Source organism: Lysinibacillus alkalisoli, from assembly GCF_014643595.1.
GTDB classification, from domain to species: domain Bacteria; phylum Bacillota; class Bacilli; order Bacillales_A; family Planococcaceae; genus Metalysinibacillus; species Metalysinibacillus alkalisoli.
Map to the genome: position 1 here is coordinate 37,464 of NZ_BMJT01000002.1, position 21,623 is coordinate 59,086.

Sequence of the window (21,623 nt, forward strand, 5' to 3'; positions counted from 1 at the left end):
TGTATTCCTCCAATCAAATACATCATATAGATAATGATAACATATAATAGCTAATTATTGTTTTAACGCACTTTTAGTGGAGTGGATGTTAAAGGGAGTTCAACAAGCGTTTGATATGTTGAAAGGTAAACCATATAATGAAAGTTGTATTGAATAAGGAAAGAAGGATGTTTTTATGACTAGTCGTTTAGTAGAAGAATTTTTTGAGCTTGTCCAAATTGATTCTGAAACAAAGCATGAAGCAATCATTGCACCTATTTTAGTAAAAAAATTACAAACATTAGGCTTCGAAGTTGTGCAAGACGATGCACATCTACGCAATGGACATGCAGCAGGTAATATTATTGCTACACTAAAAGGCACAAAAGACGTAGCACCTATTTATTTTACTGCACATATGGATACGGTAGTCCCTGGTAAACAAATCAAGCCAAGTATTCAAGATGGGTATATTGTATCCGATGGCACAACCATTTTAGGTGCTGATGATAAAGCAGGAATTGCTGCTTTATTTGAGATGGCAAAGCGCTTAAAAGAGCAAAATATTGAACATGGTACGATTGAATTTATTATTACAGCGGGTGAAGAAAGTGGGTTAGCAGGTGCGAAAGAATTAGATCAAAACCTAATGACCGCACAATATGGCTTTGCTGTAGATAGCGATGGCGATGTAGGTGGGATTGTTGTAGCCGCCCCTTACCAAGCTAAAGTATTTGCCAAAGTAATAGGCAAAACAGCGCATGCTGGGGTAGCGCCTGAAAAGGGGATTTCAGCTATTACTGTAGCCGCCCGTTGCATCGCTAAGATGAAGTTAGGTCGACTTGATGAGGAGACAACGGCTAATATTGGGCGTTTTGAAGGTGGGCAAGCGACAAATATCGTGTGTGATGAAGTTCATATATTAGCTGAAGCGCGTTCGATTGATGAAGCTAAATTAACAGCTCAAACCGCACATATGAAAGAAACCTTTGAGCAAGTAGCATTAGAACACGGAGCGCATGCGGAGGTAAATGTGCAACTCATGTATCCTGGTTTCCGCGTTACAGAAGAGGATCATGTGGTACAAGTGGCAAAAGCCGCTGTCCAAGATGTAGGGTTAGTCCCACAACTCGCTACATCTGGCGGAGGTAGCGACGCTAATATTATCGCAGGTTTTGGTATTCCTACTGTAAACTTGTCTGTAGGTTACGAAAATATTCATACAACAAGTGAGCGCATACCTGTACAGCAACTTGAGCAATTAGCTGATGTATTAGTAGCAATTGTCAAGCGCTCTGCACAATAAGGAGGCAAGGATGAAAGAGAATAAAACGCTGTTTGTTTTAGTGATACTAGTTGTCACGATTGTATTAGTTGCTGTATTATGGGCCATTATGTGGAAAGTATCCGATGGTATTTTTGGTACAATCTTGCCATTACTTCACCAATAATAGACGGCATAATCATAAGATGGTACAAGGTAAAGTTCCGCTTCCTTGTACCATTTTTCTTTTATAGTTGCTTTGCTTGTTGGCTTATATTATGTGCCAGTTGATAGTGAAAGCATCACATAATTAGGGTGGGCTGCGCTGAGCTCCTTTTATTTCATGTTTATGCTATTGTTTTTGATTCGTTGCCATCAAAAGTGCATGTACTTTTGTACGCATGCGCGCACAACGACGTTTTACGACTTCATAAGGGAGCTGTAGTAATGTCGCGATTTCTCTAATCGCAAATTGTTGTTCATAGCGATAATAAAATAGGATGTACTCCTCCATAGATAACGCGCTTTGAATCGAGTCGATTAATTGACGATACGCAATAGGGTCATAAGGTTCTTCTCGCAATAGTGCCTCATTCTCATCATCAATGAATAGCACTTTTTGTCGACGGATTTTATTAAGTTCATCCTTGATTGCGCCGTGCATAGAAGCATAAGCAAAAGTTGAAAATAACCCAACTTCCGGTTCATAACGCTGTTGAGCCTTCCATAATGCAATCATCATCACATGTAAAAATTCATCAAAATCTTTATAAATATGTGCTCTCTGTAAAATTCGAGTCATCATGGGGCGTAGCTCATTTACTAATTGTTCAAACGGTAAACGGTGCAACATCATTCATCCTTTAACATTGCGCAACGTATGTATTCCATGGTATGCCCTACTGTAATGCAAGAAAAACAATAATTAAAGTTGAACAGCAATACATTATAAAGTAACAATAGGTAATTGTGCTTACTTTATTACTGTACTATACAGGCGTATTTATCCGTTGTGTATAAATACATTTTCTTAAAAAAGCTCAGACAAGGGTATAAAAAATACAGCTTCTACTAGTGGAGTATCACTAGCAAAAGCTGTAGAGAATAGCTTATATTACATCTTCAAGCACTATTTTTTCCAGTGTTAACGGTTCAATGTATTCGTCGCCTTTATAGGCACGCATATTACCACCAGAGATTTCATCAATTAAAATAATATCATTTGTTTTAGCGTCGCGACCAAACTCTAGCTTAATATCGTATAGCGTTAAGCCTTTTTTAGCTAATTCTGTTTGGACGAACTTAGCAATGGCTACAGTACGTTCTTCTAAAATATCATATTCTTGAGGTGTTAAAATATTTAACATAGCCAAACCATCTTTCGAAATAGGTGGGTCTTTACGTTCATCATCTTTTAATGTTACTTCTACAAATGCATCAAGGTCTTGCCCTTCTTCAGCATAGGCACCGTAACGACGTAAAAAGCTACCAACTGCTTTGAAACGACAGATTACTTCTAAACCTTTACCAAAAACAGTAGCAGGTCGCACCGTCATAGTAGCATCCTCTATATTAGCTGCTACAAAGTGAGTAGGCACACCACTTTCGTTTAATTTGTTATAAAAATAGCTCGTCATACGCAAACAAGCAAGTCCCGCGCCTTCAATCGTCAATCCTACTGTGTTGGCACCGGGGTCAAATACACCATCTTCACCTGTTACATCATCTTTAAATTGTAATGAGTAAAAGCCATTTTCTAAGTCATATACGTCTTTTGTTTTACCTTTGTATAGTAATTTCACAAAAAACCCTCCATTTCATCGAATACAATCATTTTAACACGAATAATTTAAGCTGAAAACTAGTAAAATGTTCGTAAAAGTGATTTTTTCGTCTTTTGTATGACTTCATGGTAAAATCGTTGAGATAACATTAATTAAAGTGAGGGGAAAAAGATGCAAAAACCAAATGTCATCTTGATGGTTGGTGAGATTGGGGTAGGGAAAAGTTATATTGGTAAAAAAATCGCAGAGATGAAAAACTATACATATATTGATAAAGATACGGTTACAACACCATTGACTGAATACATTTTAGCCCATAATTCACCGACGCAAAATAGTCATGACCGAGAATCAGACTTTTATATACAAACGGTGCGTCCTTTGGAATATCAGGCTTTACTAAATATCGCGTACGATAATGTGAAGTTAGGTCACTCTGTAGTACTAACAGCAGGGTTTGAACAAGAGATATTACAGCAAGATTATCTACATACGCATCCACAAATGAAAGCTTTACGAGAGGTAGCTACTATTATTGTAGTACGTGTGACAGTAGATAGTACAACACTGTTAAACCGTTTAATTAAACGTAACGAACAACGAGATCGCTGGAAGTTAAATAATTGGGAAACGTATATGGCGCAAGTATCAGGGCTAACGGTGAGATGGCACCCGGATGATTATACGCAACTTGGCTTTGATAATAGCGATATGTTACCTGTACTCTATGATTTGAAGTTGCAGGGGCTTGTGCAGTCTATTCGTTAATTTGACAGTATTGTGACATCACGATACAATTTACTGTAGACGAATAACAATTTCATATTGCTAGGATAAGGTATAAATACATTGTATGGTATTTATTTAAAAGGGAATATGGTGAAAATCCATAGCTGTCCCGCAACTGTAAGAGGGAGTATTGTTTCTCATAAGGCCACTGTTCAATGAATGGGAAGGCGAGTTACATGCGATGAACTCAAGCCAGGAGACCTGCCTTATCTGTACCGTTAAACCTACGAGGATAGGAGGTGTTTATAATGACGAATCAATCTACATTCATCGATTCTGTTATTAGACGTAAACAAACAAGGTGGCTGTTAGGTCCGCCTATTTGTTGTTGCTCTAATGATACGTGACACTTCAAACATCTTCATGCCAAAGAAGATGTTTTTTTATTTTCACATAAGGAGATGAGATGAATGGCAATTAATGAGGACGTATTTATTCAAAAACGCAGTACGCTACCAAAGGCTCCTGCGATGACTATTGAGAAAATGCCCCATGAAGAACGCAGCAAGGGGAAAAAAACACGACAAAGTGTGGAACAATTAGTGGATATGATGCTTGAGACAGAATTAATCACAAACGAGCGTTTATTCCATCAAGTTCTACATAACAAACATGTCGTTTGGTTATATGATGGCGAACGAGAAGGTTATTTATTGGCGCATGAAAAAGATGCTGTATTGTTACAAACGAGAAAAAATGGTTTTACGATGTATATGCCAACGAACCCTATTATTTACCGAGTGAATGGTGAAAACTATCATTTATTAACGCGTATTGATTCTGTACGTGCTAAAGCAAACCTAGAGCGCTTATCGAGAGTACCCACACCTATTTTGAGTGCAGCACGTGTCAATGATTGCATTGTAGCCATGGTCGTTCGTTTTTATGAGACTTATATTATAGATTTACAAACACAAATGCTAGAAAAAACAGAAAATTATTATAAACAGTTGTATAGTCAGCGTTTTGCCCAACAAGAGTTAGCCAATTTGCTAGCTTTTATTGAAACAATTAATGAGCACCATATGAATTGGCATCCTAGAGGTAATGGTCATGAGCAATTAGTCACTTACGTTATGGGATTAACCCTGTTAAATCATAAAGTAGGGCATAGGATAGCAGGTATAGAAAATACCAATTTTGAACTTGCAGCAGCATATGCATAACGTAAGAAAAGCCCTTCTTGATATTTTTCAAGAGGGGCTTTTATCATTTTAAAATTGTTTTTTAATAAATAACACTTTCAAGTAGTTAAATTCAGGGAAACGCTGATCTACATAAAAATCTTCAGGTAATTGATGGGTCTCTAATATGCGATACTTTCGTTGTCCAAAAGCTTGAGATACCATTTGTTTAAAACGTTTCATCGTAATGCCTGCATTATTAGTTGAGGCTACAATAACACCATTTTTAGCGGTAATGGCAATCGCATCTTCTAATAATTTAGGGTAGTCCTTACTCGAAGAAAAAGTCGTTTTTTTAGTACGTGCAAAGCTAGGGGGATCTAACACAACTAAATCGAAAGTTAAGCCATGTTTTTGTGCATATTTAAAATAATTAAAGACATCCATTACTTTAATAGCTTGAGGTGCCGTAATCGCATTGACTTCGAATTGCTCTGTCGTTTTAGGAAGGCTACGTTTTGCTACATCTACACTTGTTGTTTGTTTAGCGCCACCTAATGCCGCAGCCACAGAGAAAGCACCTGTATAGGAAAACGTATTTAACATATTTGTATTTTTAGCATAACGGTCACGAATGGCTTGTCGCACATGACGCTGGTCTAAAAAGATACCTGTCATAGCCCCGTCATTTAAATCTACTGCAAAATGCATATTATTTTCCTTCACAACAAGTGGAAAGTTAGCAGGTTCGCCAAAGACGAAATCATCTTGGTCAATATATTGACCGTGATCGTCAAAACGTTTCTTCTCATATAATGCTTTAATTGTCACGACTTGTTGTAATGCTTCATAAATCATAGTGCGCCAACGATAAATACCAGCACTATACCAATTGACAACATAATAGCCATCAAAATATTCAATGGTTAGGCCACCTAAACCATCACCTTCTCCATTGAAAACACGGAAGGCGGTTGTAGTTGTTGAGTTAAAGAGGTGCTGACGGCGAGCGAAGGCACGCTGCAATAATTGTTTAAAAAAGGCTACGTCAATGGTTTGCTGTTGGTCAGTAGTTACTACCCAACCAATCCCTTTATTTTGTTTACCATAATAGGCCGTTGCGAGATAGTGTTTTTGTGCGTCCACCAAATAAAAGAGTTGCCCCTCTTCTGTTGGCAACGGGCCACTAACAGCTTCACGTAAGATGAGCGGAAAGCCTTGTTTTATTGTTGTAACATATTTTGGTGATAGAGTCATTGTATGCATGCTTGTCATTCCTTTTTGTAGTATGCTTACATTGTACAACAAAAGAAGGAGTGAAGCAGATGATTTCATTAATTGTAGCGCATGATAATAATCGAGTAATAGGCCATCAAAACAAAATGCCATGGCATTTACCAGGAGATTTACAATACTTTAAAAAACAAACATTAGGTAAGCCTGTAATAATGGGACGTAAGACATTCGAATCAATCGGTAAGCCATTACCAGAGCGTCGTAATATTGTAATTACGCGTGATAAATTTTATGATGCAGAGGGTGTGGCATTAGCATCAAGTTTAGAAGAAGCATTAAAATTAGCGGGGAATGTTGATGAGATTATGGTGATTGGTGGAGAACAGATTTTCACACAAGCCTTGCCATTAGCTGAGCGTATTTATGTGACCAAAATTAATCACGAGTTTGAAGGTGACACACACTTCCCAACGTATAAAGATTTTCATAAAGTGAGTGAGCAAGCACCTATCACAGCAGACGAAGGTTTTACATTTACATATGCTGTGTATGAAAAATAATAGCCTTTCGGTAATAATAAATACCAGCTCTTAAACTAGGAGAGCTGGTATTTTATTAATGCTATTATATTAAATAAACCCATACACAATAATACATCGTCATACAACCAGCTAAGACAAAGATATGCCAAATGGCATGATTATAAGGTAAAGAGCGCCACCCATAAAAAATGGTGCCAAGTGTGAACCACAAACCTCCAGATACTAAAATCATAAACCCTTCAAAACCGAGGAAAGCATAAACAGGTTTAGCAGCTACAATAATGAGCCAGCCCATACCAATATAAAAAAGCGTAGAGATTTTTTCAAATTTCATAAAGAAGAAAAATTTAATAAATACACCCATAATAGCAAGTGCCCAAATAATGATGAGTAATACGGTACCTAATGTACCGCCAATGGCAATAAGTAAAAATGGGGTATAAGTACCCGCAATTAAAATATAAATCGCAGAGTGATCAAACTTAGCAAAGATATGTTTGTATTTGTATGGCATGCTGTGTAATAATGTCGACATTAAAAAGAGTAAGATGAGTGAAGCACCGAAAATGGAGAAGGTTACAACATGGATGGCTGTACCGTTACGCACTCCTGCAAGCACCAGTAAGATTAGCGCAGGTATGCTGATGAGTAGTCCAATACCATGTGTAATTGAATTCCATAGTTCCTCTCGATTACCACCGTCTTGATAAGGATTGAAAGTCGTCATAAATTCACTTCCTTTTTTGTAAAATACTTGTTTAAACGTTTTTCTAAAATACTACTAACATAAGCATACCACCTCCTTAATAAATAAAAAAGGTTACACTTATCATGTTTACGCTTAAACTTTCAGTCGGTATAATGAGAGAGTAAAGAAGTAAAGGATGTGTCGAAATGGGCCAAATTCATATAGTGACAGACTCTACAAGTGATTTAACAAAAGAAGAGTTAACTAAACATCAAATTCATGTAGTACCACTTGCTATTCAAATTGACAATGAAACATACACAGATGGTGTAGATATTATGCCAGAAGAATTTTTACACAAGATGGCAAACGCCAAAGCATTACCAAAAAGCTCGCAACCCGCTCCAGGTGTCTTTAAACAATTATATGACGATTTAGGGAAAAATGGAGATCAAATTATTTCTATTCATATGACAGGTAGTATGAGTGGTACCGTTGATTCGGCAAGACAAGCAGCAGAGATGTCTGACTCAGACGTTACTGTAATCGACTCACGTTTTATTGCAATGGGGTTAGGTGTACAAGTGCGTGAAGCGGTGAGATTGCGCGATGCAGGTGCAACTGTAGAAGAAATTGTAAAACGCTTAGATGAAGTGCGTGCCAATACACATCTATACGTTATTGTAGATACGTTAGACAATCTTGTTAAAGGTGGTCGCATCGGTAAAGGCAAGGCATTTATTGGTTCGTTATTAAATATTAAAGTAATTGCTAACCTAGAAGGCGGCGGTTATAATCCAGTAGGGAAAGTGCGTAGCCATAAACAAGTAGTAAACCATCTGTTTAAACAATATGAGCAAGATACAGCAGGTAAAACAGTCAAGATGGTATCCATATCTCATGCAGATGGTATGAAAAACTTAGGGCAACCACTGTCTGATAAAATTAATGCTACAGGTTTTACTAATATCGAAGTACAATTTACCTCACCTGTGATTTCCACGCATACAGGGCCAGGTGCTATTGGGTTTATTTACTTTTCAGAATAATAAAAAGCTATAATTGTGAGCGTAATGCTTGTGATTATAGCTTTTTTCTATTACTTTGGAGGAAGAAAATAAAGGAAATACCATGAAAAAAAGCAGTAATGACAATGTGTTTTTAGTGCGTTCAGAAAATATAATGTGTATAGTAAATGTATGAAAGTTTGAAAGGAAGTTACACATGAACAAATGGAAAATAGCATTTTTCACATTACTTATTTTAGTGCTAGGTAGCATGGGTGTTATGGCAATGTTAGTCTTAACATCTGAACGAGCAACACCCCAAGAAAGAGCGCCATTAGAAGGTGTAGATATGACGCTTTCTTCGACAACAAAAGAAGTGGAAGCTGCTGCACAAACTTTTATTGATCATGCTTTAAAAGAACAAGTGCCTATGCAGATTAAAGTAGATAAAGACGTGCAACTTAGCACAGCGATTGAAACATGGTTTGGCAATATCCCTGTAGATATGACATTTATTCCTTCCATTGTGAGCAATCAAATTGTCTTAAAACAAGAGACACTACAAGCAGGTGACTTATCTGTATCACCACGTATGGCACTAGCCGTAGTGGACCAATTTTTAGAGACACCGCAGTGGTTGGGGATTTATCCATTAGATGGGCAAATTATTATTGATTTAGCGCAAGCACCTATTGATAATAAGTTTAATATTCAACCAAGGGATATTACGTTAACAGAAGAAGATGTGAAAATTGATATTACAATTCCAAAGGGGGCATATTAATGGCAATAGCCACATTTGCAGGCGGTTGTTTTTGGTGCATGGTAGAGCCTTTTGAAACAAGGGAAGGCATTATTCAAGTGATATCAGGTTATACAGGGGGGCATGTAGCGCACCCAACATATGAACAAGTGTGCACAAATACTACAGGCCATCTTGAAGCAGTACAAATTGAATTTGATGAAGCTATTATCTCGTATGATGCATTAGTGTCCTTATACTGGCAGACACTAGACCCAACAGATGCGGGTGGGCAATTTTATGATAGAGGCGAGTCGTATCAACCCGCTATTTTTTATCATGATGAAGTACAACGTGAGGTTGCTGAGGCTTCTAAAGCACATTTACAAGCAAGTGGTATCTTTAAACGACCAATTGTGGTACCAATTTTACCAGCTAAACCTTTTTATGCAGCAGAAGAATATCATCAAAGCTACTATAAAAAAAATCCTGCACATTATGAGCGTTATGCAACGGGTTCAGGTCGTAAAGGGTTTATTCAAGCACATTGGGAGGGAAAGTAATGAAGAAGGATTTATCACATTTAACAGAAATGCAGCGATATGTTACACAGGAAAACGGGACAGAGCCACCATTTCGCAATGAATATGATGCACATTTTGAACAGGGTATTTATGTAGATATTATATCAGGTAAGCCTTTATTTAGCTCATTGGATAAATATGATGCGGGTTGTGGCTGGCCAGCCTTTACAAAACCGATTGAACAACAAGAGGTGACAGAGCATTTTGATGCTTCACATGGGATGCGACGTGTAGAGGTGCGTAGCAAAGAAGCAGATGCACATTTAGGGCATGTCTTTGAGGATGGTCCTTTACAAACAGGGGGCTTACGATATTGCATTAATTCAGCTGCTTTACGTTTTATCCCTGTTGAAAAACTCGAAGATGAAGGTTACGGTGAGTGGAAGAAGTTGTTTAAGTAGGTGATGATATGGAGAGAACGTTTTATCATTTTGTGTTAACGTTTAGAGGAGGAGCAGATGATAAAGCACAGTTTGCAGAAGCTGTGTTTCATGATCACTCCTTCCCTAAACAAAGCACAGATTTTGACGAGTTATCGGAATATATAGAGTTGCAACAACAACCCGAGATGACAGCAGATGTGTTTGATGTCATATGGGCATTATATCATTAAGAGGTTAGACGTCTTTCATTGCAAAGTATATGAAAAAAAAGTATGATAAATACTGACTTTAAAGAAAAGAGGGATGTACGAATGAGTGTACATATTAATGCAAAAAAAGGTGATATCGCCGATACGATTTTATTACCAGGAGACCCACTACGTGCGAAATATATTGCTGAAACATTTTTAGAAGATGTTGTGCAATACAACGATGTACGAAATATGTTTGGTTACACAGGTACGTATAAAGGTAAGCGCATTTCTGTGCAGGGCACAGGTATGGGTGTACCATCTTTTTCTATTTATGCGCATGAATTAATGGCAGAGTATGATGTACAAAAACTAATTCGTGTTGGTACATGTGGTGCGATTCAAAAAGACGTAAAAGTGCGTGATGTTATTATTGCACAAGCGGCATCTACAGATTCAAAAATGAATGAAATTATTTTTAATGGCATTGATTATGCACCAACAGCTAATTTTGACCTCTTATTAAAAGCATATAACGCAAGTCAAGCAGCAGAACTAAGTGTGAAAGTTGGTAATATCTTCACAGCGGATATGTTTTATTCAGAAGAGAATCAAAATGAAAAATTAGCACGTTATGGCGTTTTAGGTGTAGAGATGGAAACAGCGGCATTATACACATTAGCAGCAAAATTCAATCGCCAGGCGTTAGCCATTCTTACGGTATCTGATCACATTTTAACAGGTGAAGTAACTTCAGCTGAAGAACGTCAAACAACGTTCAACGATATGATTGTTGTAGCGCTAGAAGCAGCGATTCAAGCGTAATCGTAGCAAGAGTCTTTGATAAATATAATGTAAAAAGTGTTTAACAAGCGTGACCTTGTTAGACACTTTTTTATATGCAAATTTTAAAATGGATTAATGAAATTAAGATTCCTAAAATAAGTTATATTATTCATCGATTTGTCTGGGAATTGAGAGAGGATTATAAAATGATTTCCATTTTAATAGTTGATGACCTTCCAGAGCGAATTTTATGCGTAATCAATCATTAGGGAAAGAGATGACTACTACAGAACAAAAACGAAAAATAAGATGGGCTAAATATGGCGTGTGGATAACAGGTATTTTAGTAATCGTTTTTGGCTCGTTTTTAAGAGATGCTTACCATGCAGGATTCTTTATAACAGTTCGCGTTGGTGATGTAACCAATTTACGTTAAGGTGTTTTTGATCTATTGTTAACACTAAAATTAGAGTTGCATAAAGCCATTATAAAATTAAACAGATTACATCATAAAATATGTAGCACATGCAAATTTACTAAATTAGTGCTCCTTCCTTAAAACAGGTAGAAAAAACTAGTATTACACGTATAGTGGCATAAATATAATGCTTTTATCATAGCTTCATAAAGTAGATGAATCGCTTAGAAAAAAGAACTTCATGAATTTATATGGCATAAGGTTTTCAATCCTATACAATGGTGCTAAAATGGATAAGACCGTATAAAAGACACACTTTATTTTAATAAAGTAAAAGTGAACTTTTTAAGATGCTCATACGTCTAATAAAAGGGCTGTCTTAAAAGAAAACGTAGGGAATATGAGAGTGGTGAAAAACGATGGAGCAAAACAACAATGAACAAGAAGAAATCGTCAAGCCAGCGGGACGTTATTTACGTTTTAAACCGTTTGCTTTTTTAATGATGTTATTCTTTGTTGTACTCGCAACAGCAGGACTTACCATCTTTGCGCTAACTTTTGGAGAAGAAAAAGTAGTCGAAGTAAAAGTACCTGTAGAGCGTGCAGAATTTGAAAAGGTATATGACGCCTTTGATGCCTTAAAAAAAGATTATTATGTTGAAGTAGAAGACAATACATTAATCGAAGGAGCCGTTAATGGCATGTTAGATTCCTTAGAGGACCCTTATACCGATTATATGACAGTAAAAGAAGCTGGCGACTTTAATGAAAGTTTAAGCAGCAGTTTCCAAGGGATTGGTGCAGAAGTCCAAGACCGTAATGGGCAGATTATGATTGTAACGCCTATTAAAAATTCACCTGCTGAAAAGGCGGGCCTACTACCACATGATATTATTTTGTCAGTAGATGGTGAAAATATTGAAGGTAAAACAACGAGTGAAGCTGTTGCTTTGATTCGTGGTGAAAAGGGCACAGAAGTCACATTAATGATTAAGCGTGGTGATGGTGCACCGATAGAAGTGAAAATTAAGCGTGACGATATTCCAATTGAAACAGTATATGGCGAAATGTTAGAAGATGGCATTGCTCATGTGCAAATTACATCTTTTAGTGAGAAAACAGCAGAAGAATTACAAGCTGTGTTAGATTCATTTACAGATATGAAAGGCATCGTCCTTGATATGCGTCAAAATCCTGGTGGCTATTTAGACCAAGCGATGTTAATGGCAAGCCTATTTGTAGAAGAAGGGAAACCGATTTACCAAATTCAATTACGCAATCAAAAGCCTGAGATTTTTTATGCACAAGGTGGTAAGAAATATGATGTGCCTGTGACTGTACTAATTGATAAAGGTAGCGCTTCTGCTTCTGAAATCGTAGCGGCAGCTTTACAAGAATCTGCTGGGGCTAAAGTTATAGGTGAACAATCTTTTGGTAAAGGTACAATGCAAACGGTACATCAATTCCAAGTGAAAAATAAAAAAGATGGTTCAGAAATGAAGTATACGCAAGGGAAATGGTTAACACCATTAGGCAATTGGATTAATGAAAAAGGAATTAAACCAGATGTAGCAGTTAATATGCCAACTTATGCTTCACTACCCTATGTAAGTCCTTCAGTCGAAATGAAAGAAGGTATGGTAAGTGAGCAAGTAAAGGCTGTACAGGAGATGTTGACTGTACTTGGCTATGAAGCTGGGAAGATAGATGGTAGTTTCGACGAAGAATTAACACAAGTAGTGAAACAGTTTCAAGTAGATCAAAAGCTAGAACAAACAGGTGTTATTACAGGTGATACAACCCTCGCTATTATGGAACAATTACGCGAGAAGATTAAAACAGACGACCCACAATTAAAACGTGCGGCAGAAGAAGCTAAATCAGCAAAGTAAGATAAATGAATAAAGCGAGGTTGCCTTTTTTCAAACGAAGGCAATCTCGCTTTTTATAAAGGGTGAATGAAATGAAGGATGTATATTTATTAAGTGGCTTTTTAGGCAGTGGTAAAACGTCGTTATTGACAGACTTGTTACGACAGCTAAAAGCACAAGGCTTAAAGCCCGCCGTGATTATGAATGAATTTGGTAAGTTACCTTTTGATTCGCAAGCCGTTGATGAAGACATACCGTTAAAAGAAATGTTAGAAGGGTGTATTTGCTGTAGTGGTGCAGAGAAAACAGAAGCGCAAATTCAAGGTTTATTACATGGGCCTGAGTTTGATGTGTTAGTTATTGAAACAACAGGTGCCGCTCACCCTGTTGAGGCACTAGATGCTGTTTACTCACCAATATTTGCTGATCAATTGCATATTAAAGGTATTATTACAGTGGCAGATAGTAAAAGATTTTTAGAACGAGAAACTTTGCCTGTTCAAATGCGCTCCCTGTTTTTAGAGCAAATTCGACATGCTCATTTGTTACTTGCCAATAAAATCGACTTATTGACGGATAGTGAGGCAGCTAAAGTTGTACAAGACATACAACAGGTTAACCCTCACGCATTTATTGTCCAAACAACACATGCTAAAGTCCCGCTTAATGTTGTTGAACGATTATCCGCAACAACATCCCAATTTCCTGTGGAGAAGGCGCCTATTACATCTTTGCAATTATCCACGCGTTTAGTGACATTCACAACACCAGTTGAGCGAGAAGTATTTGAGCAGTGGTTACGTGCATTACCTGATACGATTTATCGTATGAAAGGTTATGTATGGGTAAAAGGTATCACTAACCCAATGTTATTCCAATATGCCTATGGTATGGTGCAATGGCTACCAGAGTATGTGAAAATGTCGCCTCAGCTTGTTATTATTGGCGAAAATGTGAATGAACTTAAAGTCCCGTCCATATAGTAAAAAAATGCGATATCATAATGAAATATCGCATTTTTTTATGCGTTTTTCGTAAGAGTAAAGTGCTATTATAATAATGGGGTTTTGCTCACGCCGCTCGTATGCTAAAATGTATAAATGTAATTGCAACCTACTTTTACAAAAGACGTTAATAAGTAAAATAGAGAGAATTTTTTTAGGATGTAGAACAGGAGAATGTATGTTGAGACAGAAAAATATTATTTTGACTGGGGGAGGAACAGCTGGTCATGTATCACTAAACCAGGCGATTATTCCTTCGTTACAACAAAAAGGGTATGACGTACATTACATCGGTTCAAAAGATGGTATTGAAAAGGAAATTATTGCAGACGCGTTTCCGCAAGTGCCTTATTACGGGATTGCTAGTGGGAAGTTTCGTCGTTATTTCTCGATAAAAAATTTTACGGATCCTTTTCGCGTACTACAAGGTGTCGCGCAAGCATTCCGTATTATGCATAAAGTAAAACCAAGTGTTGTTTTCTCAAAAGGTGGCTTTGTTTCAGTGCCTGTTGTGATTGCAGCAAAACTTGCAAATATTCCTATTGTGATACATGAGTCAGACGTAACACCAGGGCTAGCCAATAAAATTGCGCTCCCCTTCGCCTCTCATGTATTTACTGTTTTTGAGGAAACATTGCAACATCTACCATCAGACCGGTCCACGTGTACGGGGTCAATTATTCGTTCATCTTTATTTTTAGGTGACCGAGAAAAAGGAATAGAACGTTGCGAATTTGCAGGCGAAAAGCCAATACTACTTGTAATGGGTGGTTCACAAGGCTCAAAGTTGTTAAATGATATTTTACGTGATAACCTTACAAAACTTTTACAAAAGTTTGACGTCATTCATTTATGTGGCAAAGGTAATGTTGACAATAACTTGTTTGGTATTGCAGGTTATAAACAGTTTGATTATGTCACAGATGAGCTTTCCGATTTATTGTATGCTGCTGATTTTATTGTCTCTAGAGCAGGTTCAAATGCGATTTTTGAATTTTTAACCTTGCATAAACCAATGTTATTAATCCCGCTATCTGCAAATCAAAGTCGTGGTGACCAAGTACTAAACGCTAATTTATTCGAAAAACAAGGATTTGCTGCAGTGTTAGAAGAAGAAGCATTAACAGCTGAAACATTTCTACAAGCCTTAAAGCAATTAATTGCACAAGCACCACAATATATTGAGCGTATGGCAGATACGCAACCACCAAAAACACCTGAAGAAATGGTAGAGCTTATTGTACAATATGAAAAATAATGAGGAAGCTATTGAGCAGCATTTGCTTAATAGCTTTTTTTATCGGCATTACTGGACGATATGTGTGAAAACAGCTATCCTTAAATGATAATAATTTTCAATTAAAGGAGCTAGTTATTGATGCACACTACCTTTCATTTACATACCCATACATTTTATTTGCCGCTCCAATTACACTATTGGCATGCTTATGCTTTGCCACAAAAGCAGCAAAGCTTAATTATTGTTACAGAAGGTGTAGGGAAATATCGGACACAGGATGGTATGTTCTCCATTTGTCGTGGCTCCGTGATTAGTGTAACGAAGGAGAGTCAATACGATATTATGGGTGCAGTAGAAGGTATTCAGATTATATATGAGGCACATGGGCAAGCGCCAAATATGTTAGCAACCTTGTCACCGTTACGTGGAGATAGTTATATTGTACGTATGGCGCAAGAAATGAAACAATTAACAGAACAAGCGCATCCTTCCACAGTGACATGGCATAAGTTATTTTTAATGATGATAGAGGCGCTTGAACAACATCAAATGAACTTGATCCATCCAACAGAAACATGGTTTGCACAAACGCTTAATTATATTCATCGACATTTTACAGCTCCTCTTACTCGTGAGGAGATGGCATATCAGATGGGCGTAACACCCGCTCATTTTTCACGTACTTTTCATAAACAAATAGGTATGCCATTTAACCAATATGTTGCGTTGTTACGTATTCGTAAAGCGCAACAACGCCTGTTAATTGAATTGCCCTCGCTTGAAAAATTAGGACAATCTGTAGGCTATATGGATCGCACGTATTTTAGTCGAAAATTTAAGCAAGTTACGAGTATGGCCCCTACGCTATATTATGAGAAACTAAAACGTGTAGCTGCCTTAAATAGTAATCATACAGGGTGTTTATTAGCGCTAGGCATCATACCTGTGTATGGAATTTGTCCCTATTGGCTAACCATACAATATCAACACCATACACAATTAATGCATGAAGAAAATGTAGAGTTAAATCGAGAGATATTACAACGCTGTAAACCAGATGTGGTGATTCATTATAATCGTGATGATCAAGAAACTATTTTACCCATTGCGCCATTAGTCGATCTGCCATGTTTAACCATGACATGGCGGGAGCAGTTTATGGCCATTGCTCGTATCGTTCAACACGAGCAAAAAGCAAAGTCATTATTACAACACTATGATAATAAAATTCAGCATACTAATTATATTTTAGATACATTAGGTGTGGAACGTGGTGTAGTCATCGTGTGGGAAATCTGTGAGCACTTTGCATATAGCATTAATAGTAAGTTTGGTCGTAGTTGCCATATTTTATATGAAGACTTGCAATTTGAGAAACCTGAGTTTTTAAAGCAAAATACAATAGGCTATGTAAAGGTACCAATTGAAGAAATTGTAAATTATGATGCGGCTTATATTTTCATTACAGCTTTGCCAAAAGAACCGTATGCTTTGCAACAAATTGAACGTATTTTCGAAAGTGATAAATGGCAATCGTTACAAGCTGTGCGCAACAATCAGTATTTTATTATTAATGATGCCAACACATTTTATGGCTACGACCCACTCTCTACGAATATTCAATTAGACCGACTTATGACATTGTTCACATCATAAAAATCCACAGCATATATCATTTTTGTGCATCGACCTTTAAAACAATACGCTTTATACTTATTGAGAATTGATTTCAATTAAAGGAGAGCATAAAGATGAAAAGAAATGTACTAGTATGTGTTTTGGTAATACTTGTTGTGTTAGTAGGCTGTAGTGCTAAAGATAAGACAGAGGATAAAGCAACAGCCAAAGCAGATAAAACGGAAGAACAACAAATAGCAACAAAAGTAGTAAAAGCAGGGAATGGTGAGGTAGAGATCCCGAAAAACCCTGAGCGCATTGTAGCAGATGAATATTTAGCAACGCTAGTAGCATTAGATGTTATACCAGTAGGTGCACCAGGCCTAACACTTGAAAACTATTATGTAAAAGATGCATTAAAAGGTATTGAAAGCATAGGTGTATATGGTGCACCTTCAACAGAGAAAGTATTAGAATTAGTGCCAGACCTTATTATTACAGGTAATCCTGATAATGAAGAGGCTTATAAGAAAATTGCGCCGACTATTGTTATTCCTTATGGTGATTTGAAAAATGCGGAAGAAGAGCTAACATACTTTGGAGCGTTATTTGACAAAGAAGAAGAAGCAAAACAATGGTTAGCCGATTATGCAGACCAAGTGAAAATAGCTAAAGAAAAAGTGGATAAAGTCATTCCAACAAACCAAACTTTTTCAATTATTGAGTATACGGATAAAGCTATTTATGTTTATGGAGATAATTTTGGACGTGGTGGCCAACCAATCTATCAAGCACTTGGTCGTAAACCTCCTGTGAAAATTGCAGATGAATTAATGGAGAAACAATGGCAAGAGGTATCGCAAGAGATGTTAGCCGATTATGCAGGCGATTATTTAATCGTCACATCTAACAATGCAACATTAGAAGACTTAAAAGCGGATCCTATATGGGGGAGTTTACCTGCTGTACAGCAGGATAAAGTATATATTTGGCCAGAAGAACGCTCATGGTATTATGATCCAATAGCAGTATCTGAGCAGTTAAAAGAACTAACAGAGTGGTTAATGAGTAAATAAAAAAAGATAAGAGGTTTGATTGATTTTATAGTGTCAATCGAACCTCTTATCTCTTTATACTATTGCCTTCATCGGTACTCATACTGTCGTCACCATCCTATAATTTTTCATTTACATTGCCACAACTTCTTCGTTAGCTGTTTGTGCTGCCACCATGTAGAACAGATCACGTGGAATTTGATAAAGTTTAAACTCATTACCATTTGCATTAATTTGTTGTAATAATGTAGGGTGTGATTCATTTGCCTCTACCACATAAGGTAGTTTCATTGCTGCACGCTGAGATTTAATGTTTTCAACACGAATGCGTAAGAACACAGTGTGGAAATCTAACTCAAAAAATAGCTCAGATAAGAAATCGTGCTTAGCGCGTTGGTTGTACCCTTTACCTTGGAATGGCTCACCAATCCATGTGCCTAGGAAACCAGCGCCTTCTTGAATGTCGAATAAGCTAATTGTGCCAATCACTTGATTCCAATCATCTATGATTGTGCGGGAAACTGCTGTGCCAGCTGCTTCTTCTTCCATTAGCTGTTTCGTCATAAACCAGTACTCGTCAGCAGATGTAGCTTTTTGACGTACGTACGGGAAAACGGTAGGGTTTGATAATAACTCAAATAATTCAGTGCACTCGACTAACTCACGTTTTTTTAACATGCGAAACGCCTCCCTTTTTTCAATATGGAATTGTCAAATAGACGGCAGCGAAACGTCTTACAAAAAACTATTCCCAAATAAGAAAAAGGTGAAACCTACCATAGAATAAAAAAATCTTCTACGATAATAACATTGTAAAACGTAATTCTCGTAAATTCAAATATTTTGTATAATATTCAGAAAATTCGTCAATATTTACTATGTTATCGTTTTGTACCAATCGTTTTTTGTATAACTAATTCGTCTAACCAAAAGTATCATAAGCTAAAAAAAACCGGAAAGCTATATCTTTTTATCTGCATAAATGGAAAATAATTTTAGTGTGTCACAAATTTGTCACTTGCTTTTGATGAGAGCTAGCAACCGCCATATTTTGCGACATATGCTAAAATAAGAGACGATAAAAAACATGATATTACGTAAAGTAGGTGAAGTAATGAGCATTCAGGTAATGATAGTAGAGGATGAAAAAAGCATTGCTCGTTTTCTAGAGTTGGAGTTAAAACACGAAGGCTTTGACGTGACAATTTTTCATGATGGTAGAGATGGCTATGAATCTGCATTAACACAAGATTATGACGTTTTATTATTGGATGTGATGTTGCCAGGATTAAATGGCATTGAAATTTGTCGGCGTATTCGCACAAAGTCGGATGTGCCTATTATTTTATTAACAGCCCGAGATGCTGTCATGGACCGTGTTGGCGGTTTGGATGCAGGCGCGGATGACTATATTGTTAAGCCTTTTGCTATTGAGGAGTTATTAGCACGTATTCGCACAATTTTACGCCGCACAAAAAAAGAAGAAACTACAATAGAATTGAATCAAGTTGTTATGGACATGAAAGCACATGAGGTTTATGTAGAGGGAGAACGTATTGGATTAACCAAAACGGAATATGATTTATTGCATTATTTATTAACACATCTCAATCAAGTGTGTACGAGAGAAAACATTTTAACTGCGGTATGGGGCTTTGAAACCGAAGTAGAAACGAATGTCGTGGATGTTTATATTCGACATCTACGTACGAAATTACAAACAGCACTCACAATTGAAACCGTTCGAGGTGTAGGATATGTGATTCGCCAATGACACATACTTCGTTAAAACATAAATGGGCAGCAGCTTCTGGTACAGTTATTTTTATTAGTTATGCAGCGATTTGCATTGTGCTGTACTTATTTGTGCATAGTTGGTTATTGGAAGAAGAACGCATTAAAGCAAAACGTACACTTGTCGATGTAACTACGTATTTGAATGTAGCAGGTAATCAATTAACGATGGCAGAGTTGAATCAGCAAAGAGGTATGTTAACATCTATTATTGACCAAAATCAAACGGTGCGTATTTTTAGCAAAGAGGGTCAAGAAGTATTGAGTATTAACGATGTGACAAAAGCTGCACCACTAGAGCTGGAGTTTGATGAACACACAATTGATGGCACAAAAGCATTTGTCTCTACAACACCTATACAAATTGGTTTTTTCGATGGATACATCCAATTAATTCATCCGTTGACTAAGTTCCAGGGCATGATGCGATACTTATTAACAGCAATGTTGTTAGCAGGGATTGGTGCCTTAATTGTATCCATTTCAATCGGTTATTATTTAGCAAGTTGGTTTATTCGACCAATAAATGCATTACGAGACGCGATGCGAGCAGTCATTATAAATGGTTTTCAACCTACCACATTACATTATACAAAAGATGATGAGATCGGGGAGTTACTTACCATTTATGACGCTATGATGACAGAGCTTGAAACAGCGTTTAAGCAGCAAAATCAGTTCGTGTCAGATGCTTCACATGAGTTGCGTACACCGCTACATGCAATTGAAGGGCATCTTTCTCTCATTCAACGCTGGGGAAAAAATGACCCTGAAATTTTAGATGAATCATTGCAATTAGCATTAGACGAAACGAAACGTATGCGTACGCTGATGGAAGAATTATTGGCATTAGCACGCCGTACAGAACCAACCGAAGAGAGCCAAGCTGCGTTTTATGAAGTCGTTCATCAAACGATAACAACCATTAAAATGGCACATCCGACAGCTGAAATAAAGTGCATGGCTATTGCACAAGTAAACTTAGCGATTACACCTAGTGCACTAACGCAAATTTTGCAAAATATCATAGTTAATGCTATTCATTATAGCGAGTCGCCAACGATCATTATTACGAGTGAGACATTCCCTAAGTATTTACAGTTTTCGATAACAGATAATGGCATTGGGATTAGTGAAAAAGATATTCCCCATATTTTTGACCGTTTTTATCGTGTGGATGATGCACGTCAACGCATCGATGGAAGTGGTTTAGGCTTAAGTATTGTGAAGTTGTTATTGCAAAATGTCAATGGCACAATTACAGTGACAAGCAAGGTGGGAAAAGGGACAACATTTACAATCGAAATCCCATATGCTTATGCGAAATCGCCTGAAAAAAGTGCCCTGTATTAAAATGTTACTTAATTTGAGAAAAACAGTTGTTTTTTCTGCGAAGAGTAGTAATATTGATATGAAAAAGTTCTTTATAGGATGCACGGTTCAATTGCTGTGCAACACTAGTAAAGAGTGGTAAAATATGATTTGAATGATTCATAAAAACTCAACTATGGCAACTGCCGTGAAA

24 protein-coding genes and 1 riboswitch are annotated in these 21,623 nt (G+C 37.1%); of the genes, 19 read left to right on the forward strand and 5 right to left on the reverse strand.

Annotation, left to right across the window (positions count from 1 at the left end; all coding sequences use genetic code 11):
* The first annotated feature begins 175 nt into the window (after window positions 1–175).
* Entirely contained in the window at window positions 176–1,285 is a 1,110-nt protein-coding gene (locus tag IEW44_RS02605) for a M20/M25/M40 family metallo-hydrolase (RefSeq protein ID WP_188613469.1), read from the forward strand.
* Between the two features lie 10 nt (window positions 1,286–1,295).
* A complete protein-coding gene (locus tag IEW44_RS15975) occupies window positions 1,296–1,430 on the forward strand; it encodes a hypothetical protein (RefSeq protein WP_268236342.1) in 135 nt (44 codons plus the stop codon).
* Window positions 1,431–1,595: 165 nt separating this feature from the next.
* Here IEW44_RS15975 and IEW44_RS02610 read toward each other — a convergent pair whose 3' ends face one another.
* Window positions 1,596–2,093: a sigma-70 family RNA polymerase sigma factor gene (locus IEW44_RS02610; RefSeq protein ID WP_188613470.1), complete on the reverse strand. Its 498-nt coding sequence runs from the start codon at window positions 2,091–2,093 to the stop codon at window positions 1,596–1,598.
* Window positions 2,094–2,352: 259 nt separating this feature from the next.
* Complete coding sequence (locus IEW44_RS02615) at window positions 2,353–3,045, reverse strand: phosphoribosylaminoimidazolesuccinocarboxamide synthase (protein WP_188613471.1); 693 nt, start codon at window positions 3,043–3,045, stop codon at window positions 2,353–2,355.
* Window positions 3,046–3,198: 153 nt separating this feature from the next.
* Between IEW44_RS02615 and IEW44_RS02620 the strand changes: the two genes are divergently transcribed.
* Together IEW44_RS02620 and IEW44_RS02625 are read left to right on the forward strand one after the other, a co-directional pair.
* Window positions 3,199–3,795: a P-loop nucleotide/nucleoside kinase family protein gene (locus IEW44_RS02620; RefSeq protein ID WP_188613472.1), complete on the forward strand. Its 597-nt coding sequence runs from the start codon at window positions 3,199–3,201 to the stop codon at window positions 3,793–3,795.
* 51 nt (window positions 3,796–3,846) lie between these two features.
* Window positions 3,847–4,039, forward strand: a riboswitch (cobalamin riboswitch).
* 187 nt (window positions 4,040–4,226) lie between these two features.
* The gene (locus IEW44_RS02625; protein ID WP_188613473.1) at window positions 4,227–4,982 is read left to right on the forward strand and encodes a hypothetical protein; all 756 of its coding nucleotides are present in this window, start codon (window positions 4,227–4,229) and stop codon (window positions 4,980–4,982) included.
* Window positions 4,983–5,030: 48 nt separating this feature from the next.
* Here the strand turns inward: IEW44_RS02625 and IEW44_RS02630 are convergent, their stop codons facing one another.
* A complete protein-coding gene (locus IEW44_RS02630; RefSeq protein ID WP_188613474.1) occupies window positions 5,031–6,215 on the reverse strand; it encodes a class I SAM-dependent rRNA methyltransferase in 1,185 nt (394 codons plus the stop codon).
* 50 nt (window positions 6,216–6,265) lie between these two features.
* Between IEW44_RS02630 and folA the strand changes: the two genes are divergently transcribed.
* Window positions 6,266–6,736 (forward strand): type 3 dihydrofolate reductase, encoded by a 471-nt coding sequence (folA, locus tag IEW44_RS02635; protein ID WP_188613475.1) that lies wholly within the window; start codon window positions 6,266–6,268, stop codon window positions 6,734–6,736.
* A 64-nt stretch (window positions 6,737–6,800) separates the two neighbouring features.
* On the opposite strand, the gene trhA is transcribed toward folA, so the two are convergent.
* Window positions 6,801–7,445 (reverse strand): PAQR family membrane homeostasis protein TrhA, encoded by a 645-nt coding sequence (gene trhA, locus IEW44_RS02640; RefSeq protein WP_188613476.1) that lies wholly within the window; start codon window positions 7,443–7,445, stop codon window positions 6,801–6,803.
* A gap of 167 nt (window positions 7,446–7,612) precedes the next feature.
* Between trhA and fakB the strand changes: the two genes are divergently transcribed.
* The 12 genes from fakB to IEW44_RS02700 all read left to right on the forward strand — a co-directional run bounded on the left by fakB (window position 7,613) and on the right by IEW44_RS02700 (window position 18,325).
* On the forward strand, window positions 7,613–8,455 hold the full coding sequence (gene fakB, locus IEW44_RS02645; protein ID WP_188613477.1) for a DegV family protein: 843 nt from the start codon (window positions 7,613–7,615) through the stop codon (window positions 8,453–8,455).
* A 175-nt stretch (window positions 8,456–8,630) separates the two neighbouring features.
* Window positions 8,631–9,197 (forward strand): DUF2140 family protein, encoded by a 567-nt coding sequence (locus tag IEW44_RS02650; protein WP_188613478.1) that lies wholly within the window; start codon window positions 8,631–8,633, stop codon window positions 9,195–9,197.
* Window positions 9,197–9,718 (forward strand): peptide-methionine (S)-S-oxide reductase MsrA, encoded by a 522-nt coding sequence (msrA, locus tag IEW44_RS02655; RefSeq protein ID WP_188613479.1) that lies wholly within the window; start codon window positions 9,197–9,199, stop codon window positions 9,716–9,718. Before IEW44_RS02650 ends, msrA begins: the two co-directional genes overlap by 1 nt.
* Entirely contained in the window at window positions 9,718–10,140 is a 423-nt protein-coding gene (gene msrB / locus IEW44_RS02660; RefSeq protein WP_188613480.1) for a peptide-methionine (R)-S-oxide reductase MsrB, read from the forward strand. The genes msrA and msrB overlap by 1 nt, the downstream gene beginning before the upstream one ends.
* Window positions 10,141–10,148: 8 nt before the next feature.
* Entirely contained in the window at window positions 10,149–10,352 is a 204-nt protein-coding gene (locus tag IEW44_RS02665) for a YozE family protein (protein ID WP_188613481.1), read from the forward strand.
* An 81-nt stretch (window positions 10,353–10,433) separates the two neighbouring features.
* On the forward strand, window positions 10,434–11,138 hold the full coding sequence (gene deoD / locus IEW44_RS02670; protein ID WP_188613482.1) for a purine-nucleoside phosphorylase: 705 nt from the start codon (window positions 10,434–10,436) through the stop codon (window positions 11,136–11,138).
* 211 nt (window positions 11,139–11,349) lie between these two features.
* Complete coding sequence (locus IEW44_RS02675; protein ID WP_188613483.1) at window positions 11,350–11,535, forward strand: hypothetical protein; 186 nt, start codon at window positions 11,350–11,352, stop codon at window positions 11,533–11,535.
* A gap of 401 nt (window positions 11,536–11,936) precedes the next feature.
* Window positions 11,937–13,409 carry a S41 family peptidase gene (locus IEW44_RS02680; protein WP_188613484.1) on the forward strand — a complete coding sequence of 491 codons (1,473 nt, stop codon included), beginning with the start codon at window positions 11,937–11,939 and terminating at the stop codon, window positions 13,407–13,409.
* Between the two features lie 71 nt (window positions 13,410–13,480).
* Window positions 13,481–14,371, forward strand: coding sequence for a CobW family GTP-binding protein (locus tag IEW44_RS02685; RefSeq protein ID WP_188613485.1), 891 nt, complete (start codon window positions 13,481–13,483; stop codon window positions 14,369–14,371).
* A 202-nt stretch (window positions 14,372–14,573) separates the two neighbouring features.
* Window positions 14,574–15,650, forward strand: a complete 1,077-nt coding sequence (gene murG / locus IEW44_RS02690; protein ID WP_188613486.1) for an undecaprenyldiphospho-muramoylpentapeptide beta-N-acetylglucosaminyltransferase — start codon at window positions 14,574–14,576, stop codon at window positions 15,648–15,650.
* A gap of 120 nt (window positions 15,651–15,770) precedes the next feature.
* A complete protein-coding gene (locus IEW44_RS02695) occupies window positions 15,771–17,288 on the forward strand; it encodes an AraC family transcriptional regulator (RefSeq protein ID WP_188613487.1) in 1,518 nt (505 codons plus the stop codon).
* A 95-nt stretch (window positions 17,289–17,383) separates the two neighbouring features.
* Entirely contained in the window at window positions 17,384–18,325 is a 942-nt protein-coding gene (locus IEW44_RS02700; RefSeq protein ID WP_188613488.1) for an ABC transporter substrate-binding protein, read from the forward strand.
* A gap of 111 nt (window positions 18,326–18,436) precedes the next feature.
* Here IEW44_RS02700 and IEW44_RS02705 read toward each other — a convergent pair whose 3' ends face one another.
* Window positions 18,437–18,982 (reverse strand): GNAT family N-acetyltransferase, encoded by a 546-nt coding sequence (locus tag IEW44_RS02705; RefSeq protein WP_188613489.1) that lies wholly within the window; start codon window positions 18,980–18,982, stop codon window positions 18,437–18,439.
* Between the two features lie 436 nt (window positions 18,983–19,418).
* On the opposite strand from IEW44_RS02705, the gene IEW44_RS02710 reads away from it, so the two are divergent.
* Together IEW44_RS02710 and IEW44_RS02715 are read left to right on the forward strand one after the other, a co-directional pair.
* Complete coding sequence (locus tag IEW44_RS02710) at window positions 19,419–20,078, forward strand: response regulator transcription factor (RefSeq protein ID WP_188613490.1); 660 nt, start codon at window positions 19,419–19,421, stop codon at window positions 20,076–20,078.
* Window positions 20,075–21,451 (forward strand): HAMP domain-containing sensor histidine kinase, encoded by a 1,377-nt coding sequence (locus IEW44_RS02715; RefSeq protein WP_188613491.1) that lies wholly within the window; start codon window positions 20,075–20,077, stop codon window positions 21,449–21,451. The genes IEW44_RS02710 and IEW44_RS02715 overlap by 4 nt, the downstream gene beginning before the upstream one ends.
* Window positions 21,452–21,623: the final 172 nt, after the last annotated feature.